Origin of the sequence: Parasphingorhabdus sp. (assembly GCF_039968395.1) — a bacterium.
In the GTDB taxonomy this organism is placed as follows: domain Bacteria; phylum Pseudomonadota; class Alphaproteobacteria; order Sphingomonadales; family Sphingomonadaceae; genus Parasphingorhabdus.
In genome coordinates this window covers 150,871-176,313 of the sequence record NZ_JBDVPV010000003.1, presented here as the reverse complement: position 1 = coordinate 176,313, position 25,443 = coordinate 150,871, and the positions used below count along the sequence as shown (strand labels likewise).

25 protein-coding genes are annotated in these 25,443 nt (G+C 53.6%); 5 read left to right on the top strand and 20 right to left on the bottom strand.

Annotation, left to right across the window (positions count from 1 at the left end; translation table 11 throughout):
* Positions 1-3 precede the first annotated feature (3 nt).
* The 6 genes from ABJI30_RS08830 to ABJI30_RS08805 form a co-directional block, all read right to left on the bottom strand.
* The gene (locus tag ABJI30_RS08830; protein ID WP_348015814.1) at positions 4-441 is read right to left on the bottom strand and encodes a hypothetical protein; all 438 of its coding nucleotides are present in this window, start codon (positions 439-441) and stop codon (positions 4-6) included.
* A gap of 128 nt (positions 442-569) precedes the next feature.
* Positions 570-2,111: a DUF87 domain-containing protein gene (locus tag ABJI30_RS08825; RefSeq protein ID WP_348015910.1), complete on the bottom strand. Its 1,542-nt coding sequence runs from the start codon at positions 2,109-2,111 to the stop codon at positions 570-572.
* Positions 2,112-2,401: 290 nt separating this feature from the next.
* Positions 2,402-3,142, bottom strand: a complete 741-nt coding sequence (locus ABJI30_RS08820; protein WP_348015909.1) for a TIGR02186 family protein — start codon at positions 3,140-3,142, stop codon at positions 2,402-2,404.
* Between the two features lie 41 nt (positions 3,143-3,183).
* Positions 3,184-4,098 (bottom strand): sulfite exporter TauE/SafE family protein, encoded by a 915-nt coding sequence (locus ABJI30_RS08815; protein ID WP_348015813.1) that lies wholly within the window; start codon positions 4,096-4,098, stop codon positions 3,184-3,186.
* 102 nt (positions 4,099-4,200) lie between these two features.
* Complete coding sequence (locus ABJI30_RS08810) at positions 4,201-5,379, bottom strand: hypothetical protein (protein WP_348025488.1); 1,179 nt, start codon at positions 5,377-5,379, stop codon at positions 4,201-4,203.
* Positions 5,348-6,784, bottom strand: a complete 1,437-nt coding sequence (locus ABJI30_RS08805; RefSeq protein ID WP_348015811.1) for a glycosyl transferase family protein — start codon at positions 6,782-6,784, stop codon at positions 5,348-5,350. Before ABJI30_RS08805 ends, ABJI30_RS08810 begins: the two co-directional genes overlap by 32 nt.
* 337 nt (positions 6,785-7,121) lie before the next feature.
* On the opposite strand from ABJI30_RS08805, the gene ABJI30_RS08800 reads away from it, so the two are divergent.
* Positions 7,122-8,546, top strand: a complete 1,425-nt coding sequence (locus ABJI30_RS08800) for an MFS transporter (RefSeq protein ID WP_348015810.1) — start codon at positions 7,122-7,124, stop codon at positions 8,544-8,546.
* Positions 8,547-8,552: 6 nt separating this feature from the next.
* The gene (locus ABJI30_RS08795) at positions 8,553-8,990 is read left to right on the top strand and encodes an acyl-CoA thioesterase (RefSeq protein WP_348015809.1); all 438 of its coding nucleotides are present in this window, start codon (positions 8,553-8,555) and stop codon (positions 8,988-8,990) included.
* A gap of 6 nt (positions 8,991-8,996) precedes the next feature.
* Here ABJI30_RS08795 and ABJI30_RS08790 read toward each other — a convergent pair whose 3' ends face one another.
* The 6 genes from ABJI30_RS08790 to ABJI30_RS08765 form a co-directional block, all read right to left on the bottom strand.
* Entirely contained in the window at positions 8,997-9,815 is an 819-nt protein-coding gene (locus tag ABJI30_RS08790; protein ID WP_348015808.1) for a crotonase/enoyl-CoA hydratase family protein, read from the bottom strand.
* 33 nt (positions 9,816-9,848) lie between these two features.
* The gene (locus ABJI30_RS08785; RefSeq protein ID WP_348015807.1) at positions 9,849-10,481 is read right to left on the bottom strand and encodes a 2-hydroxychromene-2-carboxylate isomerase; all 633 of its coding nucleotides are present in this window, start codon (positions 10,479-10,481) and stop codon (positions 9,849-9,851) included.
* Positions 10,478-11,173 carry a glutathione binding-like protein gene (locus tag ABJI30_RS08780; protein ID WP_348015806.1) on the bottom strand — a complete coding sequence of 232 codons (696 nt, stop codon included), beginning with the start codon at positions 11,171-11,173 and terminating at the stop codon, positions 10,478-10,480. Before ABJI30_RS08780 ends, ABJI30_RS08785 begins: the two co-directional genes overlap by 4 nt.
* Positions 11,174-11,354: 181 nt before the next feature.
* The gene (locus ABJI30_RS08775; protein WP_348025357.1) at positions 11,355-12,536 is read right to left on the bottom strand and encodes an alpha/beta fold hydrolase; all 1,182 of its coding nucleotides are present in this window, start codon (positions 12,534-12,536) and stop codon (positions 11,355-11,357) included.
* Between the two features lie 131 nt (positions 12,537-12,667).
* Positions 12,668-13,198, bottom strand: a complete 531-nt coding sequence (locus tag ABJI30_RS08770) for a hypothetical protein (RefSeq protein ID WP_348015804.1) — start codon at positions 13,196-13,198, stop codon at positions 12,668-12,670.
* Between the two features lie 135 nt (positions 13,199-13,333).
* Complete coding sequence (locus tag ABJI30_RS08765) at positions 13,334-15,079, bottom strand: diguanylate cyclase (RefSeq protein WP_348015803.1); 1,746 nt, start codon at positions 15,077-15,079, stop codon at positions 13,334-13,336.
* 203 nt (positions 15,080-15,282) lie between these two features.
* Here ABJI30_RS08765 and ABJI30_RS08760 point away from each other — a divergent pair, with 203 nt between their 5' ends.
* The gene (locus tag ABJI30_RS08760) at positions 15,283-16,110 is read left to right on the top strand and encodes a universal stress protein (protein WP_348015802.1); all 828 of its coding nucleotides are present in this window, start codon (positions 15,283-15,285) and stop codon (positions 16,108-16,110) included.
* Positions 16,111-16,117: 7 nt separating this feature from the next.
* Here ABJI30_RS08760 and ABJI30_RS08755 read toward each other — a convergent pair whose 3' ends face one another.
* The 7 genes from ABJI30_RS08755 to ABJI30_RS08725 all read right to left on the bottom strand — a co-directional run bounded on the left by ABJI30_RS08755 (position 16,118) and on the right by ABJI30_RS08725 (position 21,831).
* Entirely contained in the window at positions 16,118-17,296 is a 1,179-nt protein-coding gene (locus ABJI30_RS08755) for an LL-diaminopimelate aminotransferase (RefSeq protein WP_348015801.1), read from the bottom strand.
* Positions 17,297-17,397: 101 nt separating this feature from the next.
* Complete coding sequence (locus tag ABJI30_RS08750; RefSeq protein ID WP_348015800.1) at positions 17,398-19,032, bottom strand: alkaline phosphatase D family protein; 1,635 nt, start codon at positions 19,030-19,032, stop codon at positions 17,398-17,400.
* A 4-nt stretch (positions 19,033-19,036) separates the two neighbouring features.
* Positions 19,037-20,212, bottom strand: coding sequence for a DUF3667 domain-containing protein (locus ABJI30_RS08745; protein ID WP_348015799.1), 1,176 nt, complete (start codon positions 20,210-20,212; stop codon positions 19,037-19,039).
* A 79-nt stretch (positions 20,213-20,291) separates the two neighbouring features.
* Positions 20,292-20,603, bottom strand: coding sequence for a hypothetical protein (locus tag ABJI30_RS08740; protein WP_348015798.1), 312 nt, complete (start codon positions 20,601-20,603; stop codon positions 20,292-20,294).
* A 27-nt stretch (positions 20,604-20,630) separates the two neighbouring features.
* Entirely contained in the window at positions 20,631-21,074 is a 444-nt protein-coding gene (locus ABJI30_RS08735; protein WP_348015797.1) for an SRPBCC domain-containing protein, read from the bottom strand.
* A complete protein-coding gene (locus ABJI30_RS08730; RefSeq protein WP_348015796.1) occupies positions 21,061-21,396 on the bottom strand; it encodes a metalloregulator ArsR/SmtB family transcription factor in 336 nt (111 codons plus the stop codon). Before ABJI30_RS08730 ends, ABJI30_RS08735 begins: the two co-directional genes overlap by 14 nt.
* 108 nt (positions 21,397-21,504) lie before the next feature.
* Complete coding sequence (locus ABJI30_RS08725) at positions 21,505-21,831, bottom strand: hypothetical protein (RefSeq protein ID WP_348015795.1); 327 nt, start codon at positions 21,829-21,831, stop codon at positions 21,505-21,507.
* A gap of 216 nt (positions 21,832-22,047) precedes the next feature.
* Between ABJI30_RS08725 and ABJI30_RS08720 the strand changes: the two genes are divergently transcribed.
* Together ABJI30_RS08720 and ABJI30_RS08715 are read left to right on the top strand one after the other, a co-directional pair.
* Complete coding sequence (locus tag ABJI30_RS08720; protein ID WP_348015794.1) at positions 22,048-22,512, top strand: biopolymer transporter ExbD; 465 nt, start codon at positions 22,048-22,050, stop codon at positions 22,510-22,512.
* Between the two features lie 55 nt (positions 22,513-22,567).
* Positions 22,568-23,224 (top strand): DUF2461 domain-containing protein, encoded by a 657-nt coding sequence (locus ABJI30_RS08715; protein WP_348015793.1) that lies wholly within the window; start codon positions 22,568-22,570, stop codon positions 23,222-23,224.
* Positions 23,225-23,264: 40 nt separating this feature from the next.
* Here ABJI30_RS08715 and ABJI30_RS08710 read toward each other — a convergent pair whose 3' ends face one another.
* Complete coding sequence (locus tag ABJI30_RS08710) at positions 23,265-25,430, bottom strand: acylase (RefSeq protein ID WP_348015792.1); 2,166 nt, start codon at positions 25,428-25,430, stop codon at positions 23,265-23,267.
* Positions 25,431-25,443: the final 13 nt, after the last annotated feature.

Sequence of the window (25,443 nt, the reverse complement as noted above, 5' to 3'; positions counted from 1 at the left end):
TTCCTAGCTGGAATCGCCGTTGCGCATTTTTTCGGCGCCTTCGCGCATTTTCTGCGCGCCCTCGCGCATTTCCTGTGCACCGCGGCGTAGCTCGGGAATTCTCTCGTATAAATCCTGCGCGCTTAAGGCATTGTCGCCCCATTCATTCTGTCTGGCGGCTTCTTTCTTTCTGAACGCGGGATCATTTTCCAGGCGGTTGGCATAGGCGTCCATCTTGTCGGCACCGCGCATCATACGGTCTGCGCCTTTTTCCATACCAACCGCGCCTTTGGCCATACTGGCATGCACTTTGGCGTGAATTCCTTCAGCAAGCTCTTCGGCCCATTTTTTATCAAATTTCTTGTGATCGTCATGGGCCTGACTGGCGGTCAATGGGGCCAGTACGGCAGTTGCTGCGATCGACAGGGCTGCCAATGCACCGGCATAGCGTTTCTTGAGCATGGGTTTCTCCATTCATGGCGGTCACGCCCGATGCGCAACCTTATGACTACGTACGTAGTCGAACAGATCACACGCACCATCGGCATTCGATCAACCAGCGATGGAAAAAGACAAACGGTGGCGGGAGACTAGCGTCCCTGGCTTCTCCAGCGTTTGACAACACGCTGGATAATATCCTCTTCGCCGCCATGTTCGCGCCAAAGCTCTGAGAAGACCGGATCTTCCGAAGCCGGACGCCGTTCCTCGACCAGTGTATCCAGTGATACACGGATCGGAATGGCAACACCCTCGCCGCAACAGATGATCTCGCGGTTACGCAAAGCCGGAATGGAATCGAGAAAACCGCGCGCACCCTCGGGCATCGCCGCTTTCACAAATGCCTGATCTCGGTCATTGTTCAAACGCATGGAAAGGATGGTACCGCACTGTGACAGCACGCCTTCGGCCAGATCTGAAGGACGCTGGGTAATCAGGCCCAGTGAGACGCCATATTTACGACCCTCTTTGGCGATCCGGCTGAGAATATCGCGCACGCTGCTTTCGCCGGCAATATCGTCGTTGGGAATATAGCGGTGGGCCTCTTCACAAACGAGCAGGATCGGACGCTTGGGTTCGTTCTTTGCCCAGATTGAATAGTCAAATACCAGCCGGCTAAGCACAGCCACAACGGTGGGCGTGATTTCCGAAGGCATGGCAGACACATCGATGATTGAAATCGGTTTGCCTTCTGCGGGAAGGCGGAAAATCTTGGTCAAAAAGTCGGCCATGGTATCGCCGACAAGCATTCCGGAAAACATGAAGCTGTATCGCGGATCGGCCTTGATCTCGTCAATCTTGGTCTTCAGCCGCATATAGGGCGCACTATTGGTCGATTTGTCGAGCTTGCCCATTTCGTTCTGAATGATCGTCGTCAGATCAGAGAGCAGATACGGAACCGGGCTGTCTACGGTCAGCTTGGCGACACCTTGCGCTGCCTGACTCTTGGCTTTCGCTGCCAGCAGGCATTTGGCGAGAATGTCACAATCCGTCTGTTTGGCATCACCGGTAGATTGCACAAAGACTTCGCAATGTTCATTGAAATTCATCAACCAGTAGGGAAGTGCCAGATTGTTGACATCAAACAATTTGCCGTTGCCTTTGAAGGCAGCTGAATATTCTCCGTGAGGGTCAATCATCAAGATGTGACCTTCGGGAGCGAGATCACAGATCTTGTGCAGGATCAGGGCTGCCGATGTCGATTTACCGGTACCGGTAGAACCCAGCAGCGCAAAGTGCTTGCCGAGCATCGCATCAACGTACAAAGCTCCGCGAATATCATCGGTCGGATAGACCATCCCGATTTCAACATTGGCGCGGCCGTCGGAGGCATAGACCTGCTTGAGATCAGCTGTGGTTACCGCGAATACCACTGATCCGGGAACCGGATAACGGGTCACACCGCGGCGGAAATTGTAAATATGTCCGGTCAGGCGCTCTTCATCACCCTCTCCGAGAAAATCAATCTCGGCGATGATCAGGCCAGACTGACCTTCATGAAGCCGCTGGGTACGGATATTGGCGAGCAACCAGGTTGCTCCAACCCGGATTTTCACCTGGCTACCCACCTGCCCAGCCATTTTAACCGTCGCATCAGCGTGATCCGCAAGGCCGGCAAGCACAGTGGCGTCCATCACGACGCGCGAAGAAGAACCAGCAATTTCAATAACTTCACCAATCTGATGACCTTCGGACCGCTGCGGAGTAGCCGTCGTACCGGACGGTGCTTCCGTTACAACAGGCCCGGATTCCTTTTCAGCAGTAGGCAGCGGACGTGCCGCAGGAAAATTGTGAGAACCCATATCAGACATGCTGTCTTCATCCTGTGTTGTTTATCAGACAGGAGAGATAGACTTTTATAGTTAAAGAACATTTACTGGTCCGAAAACTTTATGAACTGCTTTTCGGGGCCAATTCAGGCTGATCACATCTTGCGGAACAGATATCCGGCCGCCCATCCCAGAATGACCGATAGCAATACCGCCAACAGCCCGTAAACAAAGCCGTTTTCCTGCGACAAATTGGTGATGAACCGGCCCATTCCGATTTTCTCTATGGTAATGTCCTTGATTTCTGCAGCTTCGACCCGGCCGTCAATGATCAGAAATGTTTCCGCCGAATATTTGCCCACCGGAACGCTTGCCGGCAGATTTATCCGCGCCTTGTAGAGAACCGAGTCCGTGATTTCGACGCTATTGGGAAGGTTCTTGTACAGCCTGCCCCGAGTATTGAGATCAACCAGACCAGTGATGAAACGATCCAGTTCCTTGTTGTCAATCGCACCGGCTGGGGATAGCTGCAAGTGATCCAGTCCCAGTTCGTAAATATCTGCTGTCTTGTCATCGACAATTTCTTCGAGCGGTTTTGATGATGCCACGGCATAATAGCCCGGCGCAGAACGAAACTCGCTGCTCGCTGCGTTGATCCAGATACCTGCGACCTGCTGCTTTTCGCGCAGCACGATGGATTCTGTCGGTCCTTTCAGGACAACGACAATATCTGCGCCTTCCCGATTTTGCGTCCCGGGCGGATAGGTGATCGCCCCAAATAGCAATAGCTGTGCGCCGTTAAAGTCACCCTGAATGCTAATCTTGTCTTGCGAAACGTCCGGCACGAGAACGGGCGTTGCTGCAGTTGAAACGACCAAAATGCACAATGCGCACATCGCCCTGAACAAATCGCGCAGGGACAAGGATGCGGGACTGTTCACAGCAATTGCACCGTGTAGATTTCATCCGGTTGATATCCCAGCCCCAGAATCATGCGAACGGCGACCAGCAATACCATGATTGCCAAAGCCAGCCGCAGGTATTCCGGCCGCATGCGTTGTGCAAACTTGGCACCCAGCTGGGCACCGGTCACGCTGCCGATCAATAGCAAACCCGCGAGCACGATATCCACGGCCCGGGTTGTCATGCTGTGCATCATGGTCGACGCGATGGTGACAAACAATATCTGGAACAGAGATGTACCCACCACAACCTGGGCGCCCATGCCCAGCAAATACAGCATCGCCGGAACCATGATAAAGCCGCCGCCGACCCCCAGCAGCATAGTCAATATGCCGGTCAATATGCCCAAAACAAAGGGCGCAATCGGGGAAATATAGAGGCCGGACCGGTAAAACCGCCAGCGCATCGGCAAATTGGCAACCAGGGGGTGATGTCGGCGTTTGCGCGCCGGAAGCGGTTTGCCGGAACGCATCGCACGTACACTGGTGATAGATTCCTTTGCCATCATCCCGCCAATACTCCCCAGCATCAGGACATAAAGCACATTGATAACCGTATCGATCTGACCCCATCTTTGCAGAATTTGAAACAGAAAAGTGCCTAGGAACGTGCCGACTATACCGCCCACAACCAGCACCGCGCCCATTTGAAAATCAACGCCTTTCCGGCGCATATGGGCAGCGACACCAGAAATACTGGCACCTGTGACCTGCGTTGATGCCGATGCCGCTGCCACCGTTGGTGGTATGCCATAAAATATCAGCAGCGGTGTTGTCAGGAACCCACCGCCAACGCCAAACATGCCGGACAGGATACCGACAAGCCCACCCAGCAGCACAATGACAAATGCATTGACTGACAAGCTTGCGATAGGAAGGTAAATATCCATGTTTCCAAATGACTAATCCCTTTTGCCCGCAGGATAAAGGGACTTGGCACAAGCAACGCGAAGAAAGTTTGATTGTGCGCTAGTTAGGCCCGATCAACGAAGCTAGAATCCGGCACTTACAGAAACCGTCAGCCCCGAACCCGGAAGCGCAGTTCCGGATACCCGCTGGCGCCAATCCAGCCCAACACGGGCCTGAGTCTCGCCCAGCGGCAATATGACCTTCATGCTTGGCCCGACGTCAATTCTGGACACGCCCTTCTGACCTCCGGCCCAAAGTCCCGGACCCGCGGTGACCTGGCCGATATCAGATTTTACAACGTCGCGCTGAACCGTTGCAGCCGCATCGAAAAAATAGCTTGCCCGATCGCCAAACAGATAACCGCCCTGACCATAGGTTTCGAGAGTGAGTTTTCCAGGCAGCGGATCAGGCCCGGTTCCTCCTGCTGCAAAGATGGCTGCACCGCGAGATCTGGCCCTGTCCAGATTGAAACGTTGCTCCGCATGGATCGTCACCGGAATGCGTCGCAGCGGCTTTACTTTTACACCCAACGCGATCTCTTCTTCGCCGGAAGATGCCAGCGCCGTCGATATTCGCGCCGTCAATGAAAGGTTGCGGCCAGATTGCCCCGCGATCCGCAATGCCAGCTGACCGCCCGCCTGGCTCCCGCCATAGGGTTGCCCCGGCGATTGACCGGGCAGCTGAAAGCCCGCCAGGTCCCGTAGCGACGGATATTGTCCGCTACCTTGCCTGGCAACAAGCCAGGCGTAGCCAGTCAACGCCTTGTCTTCGGATAGACTGTTCTTCGACAAAATCATTTGAGATGGTGGTTCGAGCGAGAGCGGTGTCGTGGACGGCACAGATTGCTCAGCCTGTGCGTGGTTGTCATGATTTACGCCTCCACCCATTCGAGCCGATGCCGGTTGAAGTGCTATATTGCTGCCCACCTGATCCTGCGCTCTGCAACAGCTGCTTTCGAAACGCTTTACGCTGACACGGTTCGCCGGAACTGCAGCCTGCAGCGTGTCCACCCGAAAATTTGTGCGTTTCAGAGGATGAACGTTGCGTTGGTGTTCGGCATCACGCAGTTCACTTTGCGATCGGGCAGCCCGCACCGCTACGTGTTCCACGTCGCCAGCAGAGCTGCCCGGGAGCATTGCCCCTTCCCACAACAGCCGACCCAATAGCCAGCACGCGATGAGGAGCATAAACATCCGAAGCGGGGCACCGTTGCCGGGATTGCGGCTATGTTCAACCATCGCCGCGAGCGGATGGGGAAACACGTTTTAACGTCCGAACTTCCGCAGACAGGGGATGAAAATGCTGCGTTTTTTCCCAGCGCAACGGTGATCCGTCCAGACTGCGCATGTAATGAAGAATCGCCCGGCGGGCCGCCAATATGTTGATCCAGTTGGCAACAGCGGTACGCGGAACCGAGAAAAGTGCCTCCGCCAGTCCATAGAGTTGGAACACGAACCACGCCTTGAGCGCGAGGCGCCAGACCAGAAAGCCGGCATTGCCAATAAGCAGCATTTTGAGTTGCCAGGAGAACGGCTGCGGTTGATACATACCTGCCAATCGGGCAGCTTCCAAAAGACCTGTCAGCACGACCGCAATGTAGCCGATTGCCAGCACCAAAGCCGCGAAACAGGCTTTTCTGTCACGTATCCGCATCCAGTTTTCGCGCCAGCATTGCTTCCACCCCAAACGGTCCCAACCAGATAGCGCGATACCGGTAATCCATCTGCTTTTCTGCCGGATCGCATCTTCCAGATTGTCCGGGAAAAACTCCTGGGTTGCCACAAGTTCGCCTTTTCCGTCCTTCAGTCGCGCAAAAATCCCCCGCGCGCGCCCTTCTGTTAAATGCAGGCCCAGTTCATAATCTTCGGTTATACTGGTGGCATCAAATGGTTTGCTGCCGGTTGTTGCGGCGAGCCTGCCCAGGGCATCACGGGAAAAGGCACTGCCCACACCAGCCGATGGCAGTGAAACACCCAAAGCTTCCCTCAACACCATTTGCTTTCCGTGCAATTCTGCAAATTCATCGCCATAGTGCCCAGCAACCCAACGCGAGTTTATCGCCCGCCTAGGAACCACCGGCAGTTGCACCAGTGACGCGCGATCGCTGAGATGATCGAACAGATCCAGTGCGCCGGGATGCACAAGATCTTCGGCATCCTGCAATATGACGGCTTTGAATCGCAAGGATTCTGAAATTTCATCCTGACATAGAGCCTGCCACAGCCGGTTCAGACAATCGGCTTTCGATGTCGGACCATCCTGATGGCATATGACCAGGCGGACCTTCTCCGTGTCAGCAGAAGCCGCCGCAGCGACACGTACAGTTTCGGGATCATTGGGGTAGCAGCCAATGTAAATCCGGAAGTGCGGATATTCCCATTGCTTCAGACACCGCTTTATCATCGCGCCAATGACCGGTGCTTCCTGCCAGGACGGGACGAAAATCGCCAGCGCTCCCGGCAGCTCGTCCGCTTCTGCGCGATTTAGAGATTCAACCGTGGCTTTCGGATATTTTGAATAGACCGTGTATTTCCGTTTCAGGACGTGCGCTATCCACAGTCCGTCAAATGCAATCTCGTCGAGCGCTCCGATGAGGAAACATATGCTGGCAAACAGCAGCAACTCTTTCAGAAGCAGGTCAACAAACGGAAATAGATAGGCAACCAAAATCGGCAAACTCCCTTTTCGGGAAAAAGCCGACAAACAGCACAATCCCGAACCTGTTCGAATGTGCGCCGGGTCGCGTAGCGGAACCAATGACTGATAAAATCAAAGCTGATGTGCATTTTGTTGCAAACCAGTTTCGATACAGACAATCCTCAACACTATGCTAGTATTTTCAAATCCAGAATTGACCAATGCTTCCATTGTTCAAATAAAGACGTGTCAGAGACTTATCCTTGTTTGATGTTAATGTAAATAATGTTCCTTCGCCCATGTGAATTCAATACTGGACAGCTCGCGCCGATCAGGCCATCACGCAAAAAAGAGCTTAGGAGAAAGCATGAACGCATCACAGGCAGCAGCTGCACCCGTTACCAACACGGGTGAGGCTTTCGGAACCAGTGGCTATCGCAATTACGTCATAATTTCCCTGATGCTTCTTTACACGCTGAACTTCATCGATCGCATATTGATCGGCGTTGTAGCGCAACCCATTATCGAGGAGTTCAAACTGCAGGACTGGCAGTTCGGACTACTCTCCGGTTTTGGCTTTGCGCTGATGTACACAATCATGGGAATTCCGATTGCGCGGCTCGCGGAACGGATGAATCGCGTGCGGATCATTGCTGTCAGCGTCATCCTGTGGTCCTTGATGACCGCATTGTGCGGGGTAGCAGGCAGCTTTATCGCACTGCTGGTGTTTCGCGTCGGCGTCGGCATCGGTGAAGCGGGACTGACTCCCGCCGCAAACTCCATCATTTCAGACTATTTCCCACCTCGCAGCCGGGCCCGGGCAATAGCCATTTATACCATGGGCATAACCCTGGGCGGGGTTTTGGCCAACGGATTTGGTGGCCCGATCACCGAGATGTTCTCGTGGAGGGAAGCCTTTCTGGCGCTCGGCATTCCCGGCGTCTTCTTTGGGTTGCTCTTTCTGTTTACGGTCAAAGAACCACCGCGCGGCTATGCGGATCCGCCGACAACCACGAAAGTGGAGAAGGCCAGCCTAAAGGAAACAATGGCGGAACTATCTTCCAAAAAGACATTCTGGTTCAATATGATCGCTGCGGCTTTTGTGGCTTTTGTCGGCTATGCCGTCAGTAATTTTCAGGTCGCGTTTTTTCAGCGCGCCCACGACATGTCGATTGCCGATGCCGCAACGCAAATCGCTGTGCCGCTGGGCCTGGCGGCATCTTTTGGTGCGTTCGCAACCGGATATCTGACCGAGAAGCTGAGCGGGAAATATCCCAATGCCGTGGCATGGCTGCCCGGCTGGATGCTGATTGCCTGCGTCCCGTTTTACTGGATTGGTTTTACCACGGACAATCTGGGCTTCGCGCTTGCCGTATTGCTGATCGGTGCGACGCTGCACTATGGTTATCTCGGAGCACAATATACGATCTGTCAAGGCGTCGCGAGCCCCCGTTCCCGCGCCACAGCCGTGGCGGTGTTCCTCTTTGTCGTCAATCTGATAGGCTATGGTCTTGGACCGCTGGCGATGGGAATATTGAGCGACATACTCATGTCTGCCGATCTGGCTTCTTCGCAATTTGCCGCCGAACTGACAAGCGACATTTGCAAGGGCAGAGCTGAAGATCTGATTGCATCACTAGGGGATGCCAAGGCGCAGGCCTGTCTCACTGCAAGCGCTGAAGGTCTGCGCTGGGCAATGGTTTACATCGTCAGCATATTCATCCTGACCGGCGCCTTGTACGTCTGGATTTGCAGAGGTTTGCAAGAAGATCTCGTCGCCAAAATGAACTGAGCGAACATGGCCAAACCAGAAAACTGGCAGCTGGTTGCTGCAAACTATCCCGTATCCCTTCTGACACCAACGCGGTTTCAGGACATGGATCCCAACCGCCATCTCAACAATGTCGCCTTTGCCGCGATGTTCGAGAATGCGCGGGTCCGGCTCAATCGCGAGCTGCGGCCGTGGGCGGAACGGCCAAAGAACGAACGCAGCATGATGGCGGCCCTCAACATCAACTATCTGCGCGAGGGTCAATATCCCGATGACGTGACAGTCTGTTCCGGCGTCAGCAGAATCGGCACGTCGAGCTATGTTATTTCCCAGGCGATGTTCCAATATGGAAAGTGTATTGCGACCGCTGATGGCGTGATCGTCTGCCGGACCGATGGCGAAGCCAAACCGCTCCGCAAAGAGGTGGTAGCAGAACTTCAGAAAATGCTGATTAACCGGGACTAAGCTCGATCAGTCGACGAAATTTGCTGCGCGCTTCTGCATGAAGGCCATCACCGCTTCAACCTGATTTGGCGTGCGGCTGACTTTGTCCTGTCCTTCGGACTCCATCATCAGAATCTCGTCTTCATTCCTGTCAGGCAATTCGTTGATCAACTGTTTCGCCAGCTGCACAGCCTGCGGATGCTTGCTCGCAATTTCGGTCGCGATTTCCATGGCTCGGGCATGCGGATCATCAGACAGGTGTGTGACAAATCCCAGTTCCTTGCCTTCCTCACCGGTAAAAATCCGGTTCGTATAGGTCAATTCGCGCAAGATATCATCGCGAACAAAACTGCGCCACGTGGTGTAGCTGCCCATGTCGGGGATCAGTCCCCAGCGCATTTCCATGATCGACATTTTGGCATCGGGTGCGACAACGCGAATGTCGGCTGCGCTGGCAAATTGCAGTCCCCCGCCAATACAGGGACCATGAACGGCCGCAATGACGGGTGCCTTCAGTTTGCGCCAAAGCAAAACGATATGCTGATATTTATTGGCATTGCCAAAGGTCCGCTCGGCCAATGTTTTATTGAGCGGAGACCCCTCACCATCTGCCTTGGTCGCTTCCGCTGCCGAAGCCGCGAAGCTTCCCATATCCAGTCCTGCGCAGAACGCCCGACCCTCGCCGGAAAGGACGATAGCGCGAATTCCATCCATTGCCGCCAGTTTTTCCCCGGCCTCGACAATCGCATCAATCTGTTCCGGGTCGAGGGCATTCATCTTGTCAGGACGGTTGAACCGTACATCGGCAATATGATTTTCGACGGAAATTGTGACGCGTTCTGACATGGTTCTGCTCCGATTGAATTGGATTCGAAATTATTATGGTGCCAGTTTAATCGCTCGGTTAACCAACGGCAACTGGTCATTGCCGAAATACATTCTTTCGCCGCCCTCATCTTTGGCGCCATAAGGTACAAATATGCTAGGCGAACCATAAGCACCGCGCTCAATAGCCTCATCAGTATTGGCGCGGAGCCTGTCCTTCACGGATTGCTCCTGCGTTTTGGCAGCCAGCGCATTGCCATCCATGCCGATCTCGTTGGCAATGGCGATCAGCACGGCCGGATCATCCAGATTGCGCTGATCGGAATAATAAGCCTCGAACGCAGCGGTTGCGAATTTGTATAACGCTGCCTGATCGTCTTCGAGCGCACAACAGGCCCGCATCGCATGGACGGATTTGACTGGATGATGTTCGCTCGGAAAGTTCATGTCTACGCCCGCCAGGGCTGCCCAGTCCTTGAGCACTCGGAAGCTATGGACAAACTTGCGATTGTCGGGATTTTCACGCGCTGCGTAGACGCTTTGATTGACCGCATTGAACACGCCGCCGACCAGAAACGGTTTCCAGATAATCTCGGCGCCCGTGTCGGCGATAATCGGCTGGATATTATGGAAAGCCAGCCGCGTCCACGGACTGGAAAGATCGAAATAAAATTCTACTTGCGTCATTTGTCATCCTTTATCCCGAACAATATCTTTCGCGTTTGTTCGTCATTTTGCGGGTTCCGGTTAATCTTGTCGCGACCAATCGCCATACCGCGGCGCAATCCTTCGCGTTGCTTGAGATTTTCATACCAGCGCTTCACGGAGGGAAATTCTTCCAGTGCGATTTCCTGACGCTTGTAGGTTTGTATCCACGGAAAACAGGACATGTCCGCTATGCTGTAATCCGCTCCCGCCAGATAGTCATGATCCGCAAGACGCCGTTCCATCACACCGAAAAGACGCAGCACTTCGTTTCGATAACGCTCGGTTGCATAGGCAATTCGCTCCGGCGCATAGAGTTTGAAATGGCCATGCTGCCCCATCATCGGACCCAGTCCGCCCATCTGCCACATCAGCCATTCGGTCGCCGCAATCTGTCCGCGCAAATCATGCGGCAGAAACTGCTCCGCCTTGTCCGCCAGATAGAGCAGGATGGCACCCGTCTCGAACACGCTGACCGGATCGCCGCCATCTGCGGGATCATGATCAACAATCGCAGGTATCCGGTTGTTCGGGCTGATCGCCAGAAACTCCGGCTCAAATTGCTCGCCCGCGCCGATATTGATCCATTTGAGCTTGTAGTCGAGCCCACATTCCTCGAGCATGACCGAGATTTTCCAGCCATTGGGCGTCGGAGCAAAATAGAGGTCAATCATGGGTGTGGAAGTTCCGTTTCAATGTTCTTCATGGTCGCCAGCTCTGTTTGCACGAAAAGCAGTGGAGGGGACAGAGGAAATCAGGGAGGATTGTGATGGTGAGCTTATCCGTTGTCGACGCAATAACCGGCATTGCCGCATCAGGGCACTCTCCCGAAAAACGCGCGCATGGCCCTCCGATCTAAAATGGCAATCTGTCGCAGTTTGACGAAATCTCGCTCCCGGAAAACGCTGCCCTGACAAACGGCAACGTGTCTGCCGTGGATCCAGGAACAACACCCCGATGATCAAGGTCGGGATATAGTTTTGATACAATAGTCGATCCGGCCTGACACGCGCGGGCCGCAAAAGCAGCTTGCATGCGCGGCGGTGTATCTTTGTCTTTGCCGCCGGTACCAACAAATGTTGGAACCGCCAGTTTTAGTGTCGGATATCCCATTCTCGCAAAAGCGGTTGCCAAATGCCCCGAAGGCGATTTTTTAAAAGTGCGGTCATAAGTCAACTCTTCGGAAGCAACTTTGGACCTGACGTCTTTGTGACAGGTGTTTTCAATGGATCTGGCAATGGGAAGCGCCTCTTTGGTCATATAATCAGTCAGAACGAACGAAGGATCGGTCCGCTGCACCAGCGACAATGCCAGCATGTTATAAGCCAGCATGGGATCGACCCGATCAGGCGGTCTCGACTCCTGCAATGCGATCAAGGCCTTTGGTGAAAAAAATGGCACACCGGTTGCTACTGCACCAACAATATGGAGATCCGGTGCATAACTGGACGCGTAAGCTGCGGTCGCTATAGCCGCGCCCGCTCCTTGTGATTGCCCGAATAGCACGACCTTGTCTGACACGGGAAAATGGTCGGACTGCACTGCTCGTATGATATCCAGATTGCTATAGGCTTCAGGACGTGTTGCGAGATACGGATGGGTCCCTGCTGTGCCCAATCCCTGATAGTCCGAAGCAACGACAGCAAAGCCTTTCGTCAGCCAAAACTCGATATGATCCCGGTCCTGCCGCTGCCGTCCGTTCCATGAAGGAGCGCAGATATCGGCTATTCCAACCGTACCATGCGTCCAGGCCATTAGCGGCCACCCGTCGCTCGGGGCTTTACCGACTGGCAGGAACAAAGCGCCGGATACGGGAAGCAAATCCTCTCCGTCAATGCCATCTGTTGAGGAATAGAGCAGTCGGAAATTGTGCGCCGCCCCCGGATTGGATTGTTTTTCATTCAATCGCTCTTGCCGCAAAAGCTTTCCCGGCGCTTCCAGAGGGTCATCATATCGGTAAAAGTCCGAGAGATAACTGTCCCCCAAGGTCAAGTTTGATTGCAAAGGAGTGGTTTGGGCAACTTTGTTTTCAGACATTGCAGGCGTGCAAGCGCTTAGAAATAGCACGCACGCGAAGGCGATAATTACTGCCAGGTTTTTCAATTATGAGGATCCATCAATTTGCACAGTCCTTATGCTGTTTCGCAAAATCGAACGAGACAGACTGCCTATTCAGGCAAGGCAATCAGATGGGCGATCATGCGGGTGCCTTCGAAAACGGCAGTATCTTCCACATTGATTCCGTCTGCGACAAAGACAAAATCGAATATGCGGTCCTGATCCACGTCGCTGTGCAGCATCACCAGAAACTTGTCACCGGCACCCGCGGGGTGGTGTATCCGGATTGTGACATTATCGTTCTGGCCAGGGTTCAAATATACATAGCCAGACACAATATCACCATCCGGGCGACCATCGATGACCGGGTGAAGGACGAGCCAGCCCGACTTTTCGATCGTGACTTTGGGAAAGGTGATCGCGGTCGTGTTTGCGCGCAGGGTTGAAACGCTTGTCCCGTCGACGCGCACTTCGGAAACGATCGATGCTCCATTCTCACGGGTCAGGCCCTCAACCTGGATGGCGTTGGCTGCGCCATTGCCCATCGTTATCTGCGGCTTTTTGGATGCTTCCTGCGCCGAAGCGGTCCCGCACAATAGAACCAGGGATGAAACGACAGACAACGCGCGCTTGATATGCATAACCGGAACCTCTCCATTTGTCCCAAGCGCAGACATTACCAGCCGAGACCTGTTGTTTCCGTTTTTTATAATTGGTTCTGTGCACAACACAATAGCCACCCGAAAAGGCCCGGGATGGCGAATTCCGGATTGAAGCTAGGCGACTTGTGGCTGACTTTCCGAGCCATTGCCGCCAAACGAAACAAGCCGTTCGTGAATGGATTTGTTGCGACCGGTTTCCTTGGCCTCGTACAACAACCGGTCAGCGCGGGCGTAGAGATTATTGAACCCCATTCCGGTGAAATCCCGCTCGGGAATCTCGATAATGCCCATGCTCGCGGTCACCGGACGGTCAAGTCCGGGCACCAAATGCGCGACCCGCAGCGGTATTGCGCTGCGCAATGCTTCGGCCTGTTCCACCGGCATTTGTCCGCGGATCATCAAAATAAATTCCTCGCCGCCCAGCCGGACTGCAATCGTATCGCGATTTGTTTCGTTCGTCAGCGCCGATGCGCAGGCCTTGAGAACTTCGTCACCCTTTTGATGCCCGAAATCGTCATTAATCTCCTTGAACTTGTCGAGATCAAGCACGGCAAAGGTGTTAAAGCCCTGTTCGCGCAAGTCCGAAAAACGGGATTCTATCGCACGACGATTGAGCAATCCGGTCAGCGGATCATGATCGACAAGATCTGCCATAACATTTTTTTCTGCACGAACCTTGTCCCGTTCAAGTTTGAGCGTGAGGAAGCGACTGGCTACACCCAGCGTCGTCGCCAGCACCTCAATCTGTGTGGCGAGGAGAAAGATCTCATTGGCATCGACAGTCGGCATTCCGGGTATGATGAAGCTGACCGCGCGAATTGCTCCAACCAGCATAATCGGTCCCAATCCGACAATCAGGTAACGCACCGCAATGCTTCCGGCCCACAGCGCCGATGCAAACATCGAAACGAACAGGAACATCAGCGGGACCGCGAGGAAATAAAAGGCCAGAGACGGAAACTGGCCCAGTGCGTCAATTCCCAACATATGGATGATGGAGATCAGCATGAACGATCCTGACGCAATTTGAACTGCGCGACGAATCCGCTCGGGAAGCTTGCCCGGTTCGATAAAGGTGGTGCTGAACATGGCGCCTGCAAATACCATCGCGGAAAAACTGCCAATTGTCATAACACGTACGACATTGAGATTGGCGTCAAACAGTGTCAGATATAGCCCCGACGTGGTCACCAGCTGCAATGCCATCGCGACTACCAGCGCGGCATGCCAAAGGATGAAAGGTCTACGCAGTACCCGAAAAAAGGTGAAATCAAACATCATCGGCATCAGCATCAGGCCGGTACATAATGCGATCAGTATCAATGCGTTGCGATCGGCCTCACCCACTCCCGGCGGCGTATCCGTCAGCCGCATATAGTCCAGTGTACTGCGCTGGGTTGGCCTTTCGACCATCACCACAATCGAGCGTGTGTCGGGTGTTATCCGCGGCAATGGCACGATGAACTGTCGATCGAAATATGTCGCTTTTAGATCCGTAAAATCGTGATTCTCGATCACCGGAGCCCCGTCTCCAATCGCGGCGACAGCAAGCGAACGAAATTTCGCCACGCGGCTGATCATGAATTTTGGACTGTCCTGACTGGGGTTCAGATCAAAGCGATAGAAATGACGTTCGTGATCCAGATTACCGGTGCGGTCCAGATTGCTTGCGGCCTTTGTACAGTCCCACAAACCGGCCGCAGCGATTGCTGCTTCCACCGGTTTCACGGTTCCGCTCGAGCTGCTGCAACTTGGGGTAAAATCTCGTGCAGACAAGGGGCTGGGCATCATTCCCAGCACAAATGCCAGGAGCAGCGCGATACAACCCGCGCGTCGCTGTCCAAATTCCCTCAACTTCATGCCGAGTTTCGTAATGGAAAATAGCTTCAACGTGGTTAACAGGGGGCCCGAATTGCCGGAATATGGAAATGTGGCCGAAATTGGCAGATTTGCATCAACCGTAGATACAAACAGACCGCAGCCTTGTGATAGATCAATGACCGCTGGCCATAACCGCGGGAATATGGGGGATAGAACCAGCTAACTAAAAAGGAGTTCCCTCAATGCCAAATCAGAAACTGCCCACGCAAATTTTACTGGCAACAGATCTTACCGCCCGAGGCGACCGCCCATTTGAACGCGCCACGATGCTCGCGAAGGATTGGAAAGCCGACAGGACAATATTATTTGTCAGCAGCGCAAAAAAAGAAGTCGATCTGTCAAAAGTGGAAGCACAACTCGTTCAGACATACGGAACAGATGCCGACGATTGCAATCTGGTGATCAATTATGGAAAACCGCCCAAAATCATCGCCGAAACAGCGCTGCAGCTCAAAAGCGATCTAATCATCGTAGGAGCTGCTCGCCATAACAATATCTCGGACTTTTTCCTGGGCACTGCCGTGGATCATCTTGTTCACCATGCAGCTGCACCGGTCTTGATCGTCAAGCAGCGGCCCCGCGCGGACTATCGCCAAATTTTGGTTGCCACAGATTTTTCCGATTTCTCGATCCATGCGCTACACACGGCTCTCCGTCTTTTCCCTGCGGCCCGGATTGAACTCGTTCATGCTTTCCATGTCGCTTATGAAGCATGGCTCAAATCGGATGGCATCGCAGCGGAGATGCGCGCGGAAGCTGAAAAGGAGATGCAGCAGTTCATGGACGGTCTGGAATTGACCGGGGACGATCGGGCGCGGATCACGACACAGCTGATCGAGGGCAATCTCCATCAATCTGTCTATACCCGGCTGGATAACGGCAATGCCGATCTGCTGGTGCTGGGCACTCATGGACGGGGCGGCTTTGTCCAGGCGACAATTGGCAGCCGCGCCAGCGAAATGCTGGGATGGTCACCGGTCGACGTGTTGATGGTTCGAAAACCGGCCTGAACCGGCCTCAGCCTTCGCTCAGGAACTTCTTGATGTTGCGCGCGGCCTGACGGATGCGCTGCTCGTTCTCGACGAGTGCGAGACGGACAAAGCCCTCTCCTTCATCTCCGAATCCGGTTCCGGGCGCGACCGCGACACCGGCTTCTGCAATCAGTCGCTTGGAAAACTCCATGGAACCCAGTTCACGAAACTGTTCGGGAACCGGTGCCCAGGCAAACATGCTGGCCTCGGGTGACGGGATGTCCCAACCGGCGCGGCCGAAGCTTTCGACCATAACGTCGCGGCGGCTCTTGTAGAGCGCCCGGTTCTGGTCGATAATATCCTGAGGCCCATTGAGCGCCGCAGTCGCTGCAACCTGAATCGGCGTGAATGCACCATAATCAAGATAGCTTTTGACCCGTGTCAGTGCGCTGATCAGTTTTTGGTTGCCCACAGCAAAACCCATGCGCCAACCAGGCATCGAATAGGTTTTTGACATGCTGGTAAACTCGACCACACAATCTTTGGCGCCTTCAATCTGGAGCATCGAGGGTGTTGGCTTGTCGCCATAGTAAATTTCGGCATAAGCCAGATCACTGATCACCCAAAGCTTGTGCTCACGCGCGAAGTCTACAACCTTCTGATAAAAATCCAGATCTGCGACATAGGCCGTCGGATTGCTTGGATAGCCCATGACCAGCACCGAGGGTTTGGGTACGGAATAGCTCATCGCATATTCCAGCCGGGTGAAGAAATCCGGACCGGGCGCGGCCGGGATGGACCGGATCGCGGCTCCCGCGATGATGAACCCGAATGTGTGGATCGGATAGGACGGATTGGGCGCGAGCACCACGTCACCTGGAGCGGTTATCGCCTGCGCCAGATTGGCAAGGCCCTCTTTTGATCCCAGGGTCACAACCACTTCCCGGTCGATATCCAGATCAACGTCAAAACGGCGCTTGTAATAATTGGCCTGCGCCAGCCGCAAACCCTTGATCCCTTTCGATGCACTATACCGATGCGCGGTTGGATCATTGGCAACTTCAGACAGTTTGTCGATCACATGCTGCGCCGGTGCGCCGTCAGGATTGCCCATGCCCAGATCAATAATATCTTCACCGCGGGCGCGCGCCTCCGCCTTCATCGCGTTCACTTCAGCGAAGACGTATGGTGGCAGACGTTTTATGCGGTAAAATTCTTCTGACATGACTAGCTTGGTTCCGAGATTCGTTATGCGGAACCGCTGCTTTGCGCAACTTTATCAGGAATGTCGAGAGATTCGCGACAAATAACAATCCTGCCGGAAGATTATCCGATCAGGTTGGTTCCGCGCATGACGCTATGGCTTGTGCTCGACTTTATCCGAGTGGATTTGGTCCGGATCGAGTCCAGAAAATGCCAGGTTGAAGTCGCCTTTTCCGGAGTCAGCGACACGGTCATATAGCCGCGATTTCCAGTATCGGCCCATTGCAACTGGTCGTTTTCAGCGATGACGGCGTTTGCCACCACCACAGGATCCACGCCCAGCGTATAAGCTTCAAAGCCCGGAGACGTAACGCTTTGCCCACCAAATTCAACGCCTGCAGGTCCATCCTCTGTTTCCAGATTAAACGCCCAGCCATTGTGGCTATCACCGGACAAGACGATCAGGTCGGCATCTGCATCCTGCGCACCTGACAGCAGCCGCTGACGCGCTGCCGGATATCCATCCCAGCTGTCGAAATTAATTGGCAGTCCTATTCTGGAAGCCAGTGTCCCTATCGCGATTCTCGCTTTGGCAAAATCGGGTGCGTTGTCCGAAACCCAGTTAGAAGATTCCTGCGGAAGCTTCAGTTCACCCATCAGGCACTGTTGCGCCATGATCTGCCATTTTTTTCCATCCGCACGCGATTTTTTCATCGCCGATGCGAGCCACAGTTCCTGTGCCTCCCCCAGCATAGATCGCTCCGGATCTTGCCATTCCCCATCCCGGAAAGCCACAAGTGCGGCGTTCATATCCGCCTGCCCTTTCAGTGCTGCCTCCAGCTCAGGCGGTTTGCTGCGTCCGCCAATCCGGCTTTCGGTCAGGAACAAAGTCGCCAGATCTCCAATTTCATATTTGCCCCAGCGCTCCGCCATATTCAACTTGTCCGAAACCGGCATCCATTCGCGATAGACTTGCTCGGCCACCCGTTTGCGCACTTCCCAGTCGCCCTCGGTTGCCGGCTGATGGTTTTGGGCACCCGTCACATATGCGTCATTGGCGAATTCATGATCGTCCCACATCGCTATCATCGGGAACACCTGATGTATGCGTTGCAGATCCGGATCGCTGCGATAGGCCGCATAACGCAATCGATAATCCGCCAGCTGCACGATTTCATGGGCCGGATCGAAATTCCGCCCCGGCAATGCTTCTTTTTCCGACGGATATGTGCCGACAGGATATTCGTACAAATAGTCACCAGTATGCACGATCAGATCGAGATCATCCCGCTCGGCAGCGTGCGCATAGGCGTTGAAATACCCAAATGGCAGGTTCGAACACCCGAACACACCGAGATTGAACTTTTCAGTCGGGCCTTCGGGCAATGTCCTGGTGCGACCGGTCACGGACTTGCTCCCGTCAGGCGCAACAAACCGGTAGAAATACCATTGATTTGCCTGCAAATCGGACACGACAAACTTGGCGATATGATCACGCGTTTCAGATGTGGCCACTTCACCGACCGTTTTTGCATCCGAAAAATCTGCCTGCTGTGCGATTTCGACCGTCAGTTTGCCTTCACCGCTGCCGACATGGCGGGTCCACAGCAGAACCGAGTCTTGCGATGGTTCACCGCTGGCAACCCCGTGGGTAAATCCCTTTGCTTTGGACATTGCGGCCGATGCCGGAACGCCCATGGCGCCAATACCAAATGTACCGAGCGCAATAAGCTGTCGGCGGTCAATTTCGATTGTCATTTCTCTATCCCAATATTCCAAGTGCAAGCAGTATAGTAAAAAACAGAACCAGGCTGATGACAGTGAAGACCAGCAGAGCAATCAACCGGAAAAACGCTTCCACCCGCGACAGTCGATAGGCATGCCGCAATTGGCGGTACATGTGGAATGGAGGGTAAAACATGAGCAGGCCGGCCCATATCGAGGACGAAACACCCAGAGCTGCCAGCAAGGCACAGAAAATAAACAGCAACGACATGAAACTGATGGAATAGGTCGTGAAAACGGCATGATCGTAAAAACGATAGCCACGCCGACCAATGGTTGCCAGCCACACAAAGGGCAGCGAAATCGGGATGAGAAGCCAGGCAAATTTATACCCGTTGGCCTGTAGCTTGTAGAGTAGAAGATCCGGATTGGCGTTGACCCTCTTGAACGCATCCCGCAGCCATTTGTCAGCCGACGGCGAGCCTGTGCTCACCTTGCTGTTTTCTGTCAGGGCTGTTCCGTCCTTGATATCTTCCATTCTGGTTTCGAATTCATTCAGCTCTTCTGGCGTATAATTGCCGATCTGTTCATCACCATCGCCGAGGCTGATCGTGGGATAAGGCATGTCTTCCCCGGTGATTGTCGCCAGTATGTTCCGTCCCTTTTTCAGGTCCAGAACCTCTTTCTCGAGCTTGACCCGGTCATCGGCAGAGGCCTCCGAGGCCTGTTCCGCCTTTGCTTTTATCTGCTCATCAATTTGCACCATTTCAGTGACGATCCCGCTATTGACGCTCTGATCAACGATAGATCCGTCATCGCTTCCAAATGGATCGCCAAGGAACGAGAACACAGCAAACATCATGAAGACGGAAAACAGAAACAATGCCATTGGCGAAATGAATCGAGCGCGTTGCCCGTGAATATAACGCCGGGTCAGATCGCCTGGTTTCCAGGCCAGCAAAGGCAAGGTCCGCCAGAATTTTCCTTCGAAATGCAGGACGCCATGAAGGATATCGTGCCAGAATGCACCGATCGAGCGATGCACGTGCAGCGGTTGTCCGCACGCACCGCAATAGTTTCCAGCGACCGTTGCTTCGCAGTTCAGGCAGTTTCCTGACTCACCTTCAATCGCGTCGCCCTGCTCTCCGTCCACGGCTTTCGCAAGCAATCCACCTTCAATTGCGGTTCCCAATGCTTCGATTTCATCCGACATGCTTCGGAGTTTTCGCCAATTCGGGCGATAACGCAAGCGGCTTTTTCAGCACGCCGATCACATATTGAGAAAGAGGTGTTTACATATCCATGGCTTCCGCCACTTCCACGGTGCCGCCACTGTCAAGTGCGGGGCAGCCTTTGGCCATTTCCACCGCCGCATCGATATCGGGTGCTGTGACAAGCGAATAGCCGGAAATGGGGTTGGCTCCTCCATCATCAGCAACGCCGGTTGCAGAGACAGTTTTGGAAGGGCCTGCCGGATTGCCGAAGTCAACCGCATCGTCACCCATACCGCCAAGCCAGCCCATCCATTTTTCCATCACCATGGCACCCTCTTCCGGTGAGGAAGGCGCGCTGCCGCCGTGATATGCAAAGATAAATTTTGGCATTTTCTCTCTCCTGTTGTGAATAATTTCTCAAATAGTGACACTGTCTGCATAGGCGACAAGCTTCACAAAGCTGGACGTCCAGCCGCCCTGGTGATTATCGGCGCTGTCGTCATCGGGCAGCCCGCTGTGGATCATCAAAAAATCCGTTCCGCCATCACCATCGTCCTCGACTGAAAACGTCACCTGGCTCTCATCACCGCGCACGTCATTTTCGTCGTGCCAGGCCCAGGTGAATGTGACCGCCTTGTCCTGTATGACCGAGTACACTTCGCCGGTGACTTTATATTGGTTGCCGTCGGCTCCATGCATTACCGAACCCCAGGAACCCGGGCGGGACAGATCAAGATCATGTTCTCCCAGCTCAATGCCCTCCGGCCCCCACCATTTGGTCAGATGCTCGGTCTGTGTCACAAAAGCAAAAACGCGATCCGGTCGCGCAGCAAAACGCCGCTTCATTTCAAGATCGGCCATGGTTTTTAATGTGCTTTGTCAGAGCAGTTTCCAGCCTGTCGAAGCTGGATTCCCAAAATTCGCGATGACTCATTGTCCAGGCTGAAATCCGGCGCACGGCATCGGGACGCACGGAATAGAGCCGCCGCTGACGATCGACCCGCTGATCAACCAGCCCGGCTTCGCGGAGCAGCTTTAAATGGCGAGAAAAAGCCGGAGAAGAAATCGGGGCTGTTGCGCTGATTTCACCCGCGCTGAGCTCACCCTCGCGCAACAGGCGATCGACAATCGCAAATCGGGTGGGATCGCCCAATGCCGAAAATAAGGGGGCTAATTGTTCCATGACCATCCATTAGATTAACTGATTCGTTATTTAACTTAATCGTTAATCTAATGGAGTCAATGATTTTGATTCCGGTTATGCGGGAACTGGCCTGTCGGTGGTATCGATTCAGTTTGTCGGAGCAGGTATTGCCTGAACGTCAATTTTCTCAAACGTGTGAACGCCAAAATGATAGTCGCGCTGCCACCGCACCACACCTTCAAATTCTCCAAGGTCTGCAATGGTAATCAGGACTGCTTCGCCAGTTTTGGGCGGAAACGGACAGGTAGCCTGGAGCCCCCAGATCGAGAGATTTTCTATGCAGATCTTCTCGATATCACCGTTTTCTCGCTGCATCGGAGCATCAAGCTTGATGTCAAATCTGGCATCGCGAGCATAAGTATTTAGCGAGCTCGACATTGGCTCGTCGATGTCCGTATTTTTCAGCGCGTCCATGGTATCTGGTCCTACCTGTTAGCTCTCAACTTTGTTTTTGATGCGCAATTGCCGCTGCCCATCAGTGTTCGCATATACAAAATGGACCTTAAGAAATTCTTGCTGGCCCGCCGCGCCTGCAGATGAATCAGTCCAACTTGCAATCTGCCATCATATATGTATGATGTTATATCATAACACGAATTACGGAGTTTGTTGAATCAGGGGAGAAATGCCATGCCATCCATCCAGCGCCGCCGCCACAGTCTGAAATTTCTGGCCAAAGGTCCAAGCGCGTTAACCAGCCAGCCCATTTCTCAACTCAACATCACGCCGCTCATCGATGTGCTTCTGGTGTTGCTGGTCATGATGATGCTCTCAATCCCGATCGCGCTCCACAAGGTCTCAATAGATTTACCGACCGGGGGAACGACAGACAAACCCGCAACCATTCACATGCTTCGACTTAATTCTGCCGGCACAGCAATTTGGGACGGGGAAGCCATAACCGACACACAGCTCAAAACGCGTCTGAATGATATCGCGCTCGACCCGGATTTACCCCAATTGCATTTTGCCACAGACGGTCAGACCCGGTACGAGCGCTTCGACAACGTCATCGCCATAATCAAACGATCCGGTGTGCAAAAAATTGGTTTTGTCGGAAACCAGGCCTTTGATCGATGGGATCAGGATCGGTAAATTTTGACAGTCTCTCGGGCACATGGCAAACTTTGGTGAAAGACCGGAGAAAAGCATGATTACCCCTGCCCTTTTCGAGTTTCTGAGAGATCTGGAACAGAATAATGACCGCGAATGGTTCAAGGCGCAAAAGACGCGCTACGAGGCCGAAGTAGTCGATCCGGTTACCGAATTTATTGAAAATATGGCGCCGCGTGTCGCAAAGATCAGCGCACACATCATCGTCGATCCACGCCCCAATGGCGGTAGCCGGTTTCGCATCTATCGCGACACCCGTTTTTCGAAAGACAAAAGTCCCTACAAGACGCAGGTCGGTTGCCAGTTTCGACATGAAGCCGGCAAAGATGCCCATGCACCCGGATTTTATGTGCATTTGTCGCCAGGCGAAGTATTTTTCGGCGGTGGCGTCTGGGGTCCGCAGGGAGAAGCCTTGCGGAATATCCGCCAGCACATTGTCGACAAGCCTGACGAATGGAAGAAAGCAACCGGCAAGCTGGACTTGCGCGGCGATCAACTGGTCCGGGCACCCAAAGGCTTTGATCCCGAACACCCCTTGATCGACGATCTGCGCCGCAAAAGTTTTTTCAGTTTTCAGGATGCCGATGAAGATGCTGTCACAGCAAAGGATTTTGAAAAGACTGTGGAGAAGCAATTCAAAAAAGTGGCTCCGCTCATGAGCTTTGTCGCCAGCGGAATGGGCCTTCCGTTCTGATCTTCAATATTCACAGCAACCAGCCGCGCGCAAAGCTGGTCTAATTTTCGCGGCCAGGCCGATAGCGCCGGGTTGCGACAGCTTCAATATCTTCGCGTTCGAACAATGCAGTCCGCCACTTTTCCGTAACAAAAAGTTTCGCCTGATCCGCATAATGCGGTGAATTCTTGTCCAGTGTGGCATTTCCAAATTGGTGAATGACGCTGGCGCTTTGTTTGCCATCCTTGTCCCATTCCACCATCGCAATCCATGTATCACCCGCAATGGCATGCAGTTTGCCGTCGTCTCGAATTTCTGCAGGATAGATCGCGCGCAATGTGTCAGACGCGCCGCTCACGGGCAGACTAAGATCACCACGAACCAGCCGGTTGACTTCGCCCCATTCCGGATCAATCCGGCCATAATGCGTGTTGAGATATGCCACGGCCTGACGAAAAGCATCGAGCGGGTCCGGGGGCGGTATTTTGGTAAATCGTGCAGTGATTTCGTGAACCACGGTCAATCCGCCAAGCGCTGCATGACGATTTTTGATATCCATCTGGCGATCCCACTCAAGCAAATGTTTCGCCGCCGCCGCCATTTCCGGTTCCGCGCTCCAGTCATGTTCGAGGACCGCCGACAGGACTTTGTCCGCCTGGGATCGCTTGGCATAACCCGTATCAAACTTCATCGCGAGAAGCGTTTCGCGATCGAATTTGGTTGTTCCATCAGTCAATTCCATAATCCGCAAGGAGCGATTGGTCTGATCGGTTTGCAAGCCCATCGATTTAGGAAAATCTGCCGGTTTCAGGTTATCGGGACCATCGGTCGCATCATAAGGCTGGTTGTTCGAATTAAAAATGAAACCGGATTTCGGATTAAGAAGTATCGGAACATTTTCATAAGGACGATAGCCATCCCAGATTAGATCAGACCGGTCACCCGGCATGTCTTTGGTCCAGTCCCAACCTTCAATACGGTCAGGATATTGTCCATTGTGGATGAAGGCGATCGTTCCTTCCCTGTCTGCGTAGACATAGTTGATACTGGGCAACGCGTTCATCGACATTGCCGCATTAAATTCTTCCCAGTTTTTGGCCTTGTTGAGTTTGAGCCGCTGTTCATTCTGGCGCATCTCGCCCATGCCGGCATAGCGGATTGCAAAACTGCCCTTTGCAGACTGAATCACCGGACCATGTTTTGACCGCAACACTTTCCGCTCAGCCGTATAGGCAAACGGCCCGAAGATCTTGATCCGGATCTTCGCGGTCTTGACCTCAAAATCTTCCCATTTTCCATCGAGCCGATACTGGTTTTCATTATCCGGGTTGATCACCAGCTTGTAGACGTCGCTGAGATCCGGGTTGCTGACTGTATTGGCCCAGCCGAGATCCCGGTTAAATCCGTGCAGCACCATCGGTGATCCCGGAAACAGGCCGCCCTGGATATCCAGACCTTCTTCCGAAACCATATGTGCTTCCCACCAGGCAACCGGGCCCTCCATTGGCTGATGCGAATTGATAATCAGACGTGTCGTACCATCGGTTGAGCGCGATGGCGCGACGGCAAAAGCATTTGATCCCCGAGGCGGTGCTCTGCGTGGAGAAACCATCCATGCCGTTTCCCCGGTTCCGGGATCCAGCGCGATTTCGGCCATCCGGTCATCGGAAAACAGCTCCAGCAATGTGCCATCGAGACCATAGAAGAACGGCGTCTTGAACAGCGAACCCGCAATGACATCCTTGCTTGTAAATGGCGCAAGGCCCGGCATGATCTTGTCGGGATTTTCAGATGCGTAGAGGTTCAAGCCCGCGACATAGGCATCTGCAATGGCTTTGACATCGGCCGAAACTTCACTTTCATAATTGGCGTTGACCGTATCCCAGACATCAAAAAGTGCCACGATATAATCTGTCGGTGCACCGTCACCACCCTTGTACCGCGCCAGCAAACCACGGGTCGCGGCAACACTTTCCTGTATGGTCAGAAAATCATCTTCGGCATGGGCATAAGCGACGCCAAAAGTGACATCCGCATCAGTTTTACCAAATATATGTGGCACTCCGAAGTCGTCGCGAATTATCTCTGCATCATATTTCGAAGCATTGGCGGCCAGAATTTCCGATGATGGATTGTCAGGCAGCGGGTCCCACAAAAAAACTGCCGCGACCATCAGTCCAAGAAGCAACAAGACACCGCCCCACTTCAATCCGCGTTTCACCGTCATATGCATGCGCTCT

What these genes read in the sequence shown, in the direction of transcription:
- ABJI30_RS08795 (WP_348015809.1), top strand. Translation starts at nt 8,553, where the DNA reads ATGGCCAAACCAGAAAACTGGCAGCTGGTTGCTGCAAACTATCCCGTA.
- ABJI30_RS08740 (WP_348015798.1), bottom strand. Translation starts at nt 20,603, where the DNA reads ATGCCAAAATTTATCTTTGCATATCACGGCGGCAGCGCGCCTTCCTCA.
- ABJI30_RS08750 (WP_348015800.1), bottom strand. Translation starts at nt 19,032, where the DNA reads ATGACAATCGAAATTGACCGCCGACAGCTTATTGCGCTCGGTACATTT.
- ABJI30_RS08735 (WP_348015797.1), bottom strand. Translation starts at nt 21,074, where the DNA reads ATGGCCGATCTTGAAATGAAGCGGCGTTTTGCTGCGCGACCGGATCGC.
- ABJI30_RS08780 (WP_348015806.1), bottom strand. Translation starts at nt 11,173, where the DNA reads ATGATTGACCTCTATTTTGCTCCGACGCCCAATGGCTGGAAAATCTCG.
- ABJI30_RS08815 (WP_348015813.1), bottom strand. Translation starts at nt 4,098, where the DNA reads ATGGATATTTACCTTCCTATCGCAAGCTTGTCAGTCAATGCATTTGTC.
- ABJI30_RS08820 (WP_348015909.1), bottom strand. Translation starts at nt 3,142, where the DNA reads ATGTGCGCATTGTGCATTTTGGTCGTTTCAACTGCAGCAACGCCCGTT.
- ABJI30_RS08725 (WP_348015795.1), bottom strand. Translation starts at nt 21,831, where the DNA reads ATGGACGCGCTGAAAAATACGGACATCGACGAGCCAATGTCGAGCTCG.
- ABJI30_RS08730 (WP_348015796.1), bottom strand. Translation starts at nt 21,396, where the DNA reads ATGGAACAATTAGCCCCCTTATTTTCGGCATTGGGCGATCCCACCCGA.
- ABJI30_RS08800 (WP_348015810.1), top strand. Translation starts at nt 7,122, where the DNA reads ATGAACGCATCACAGGCAGCAGCTGCACCCGTTACCAACACGGGTGAG.
- ABJI30_RS08760 (WP_348015802.1), top strand. Translation starts at nt 15,283, where the DNA reads ATGCCAAATCAGAAACTGCCCACGCAAATTTTACTGGCAACAGATCTT.
- ABJI30_RS08745 (WP_348015799.1), bottom strand. Translation starts at nt 20,212, where the DNA reads ATGTCGGATGAAATCGAAGCATTGGGAACCGCAATTGAAGGTGGATTG.
- ABJI30_RS08830 (WP_348015814.1), bottom strand. Translation starts at nt 441, where the DNA reads ATGCTCAAGAAACGCTATGCCGGTGCATTGGCAGCCCTGTCGATCGCA.
- ABJI30_RS08790 (WP_348015808.1), bottom strand. Translation starts at nt 9,815, where the DNA reads ATGTCAGAACGCGTCACAATTTCCGTCGAAAATCATATTGCCGATGTA.
- ABJI30_RS08765 (WP_348015803.1), bottom strand. Translation starts at nt 15,079, where the DNA reads ATGAAGTTGAGGGAATTTGGACAGCGACGCGCGGGTTGTATCGCGCTG.
- ABJI30_RS08710 (WP_348015792.1), bottom strand. Translation starts at nt 25,430, where the DNA reads ATGACGGTGAAACGCGGATTGAAGTGGGGCGGTGTCTTGTTGCTTCTT.
- ABJI30_RS08775 (WP_348025357.1), bottom strand. Translation starts at nt 12,536, where the DNA reads ATGTCTGAAAACAAAGTTGCCCAAACCACTCCTTTGCAATCAAACTTG.
- ABJI30_RS08755 (WP_348015801.1), bottom strand. Translation starts at nt 17,296, where the DNA reads ATGTCAGAAGAATTTTACCGCATAAAACGTCTGCCACCATACGTCTTC.
- ABJI30_RS08825 (WP_348015910.1), bottom strand. Translation starts at nt 2,111, where the DNA reads ATGGACGCCACTGTGCTTGCCGGCCTTGCGGATCACGCTGATGCGACG.
- ABJI30_RS08720 (WP_348015794.1), top strand. Translation starts at nt 22,048, where the DNA reads ATGCCATCCATCCAGCGCCGCCGCCACAGTCTGAAATTTCTGGCCAAA.
- ABJI30_RS08785 (WP_348015807.1), bottom strand. Translation starts at nt 10,481, where the DNA reads ATGACGCAAGTAGAATTTTATTTCGATCTTTCCAGTCCGTGGACGCGG.
- ABJI30_RS08715 (WP_348015793.1), top strand. Translation starts at nt 22,568, where the DNA reads ATGATTACCCCTGCCCTTTTCGAGTTTCTGAGAGATCTGGAACAGAAT.
- ABJI30_RS08770 (WP_348015804.1), bottom strand. Translation starts at nt 13,198, where the DNA reads ATGCATATCAAGCGCGCGTTGTCTGTCGTTTCATCCCTGGTTCTATTG.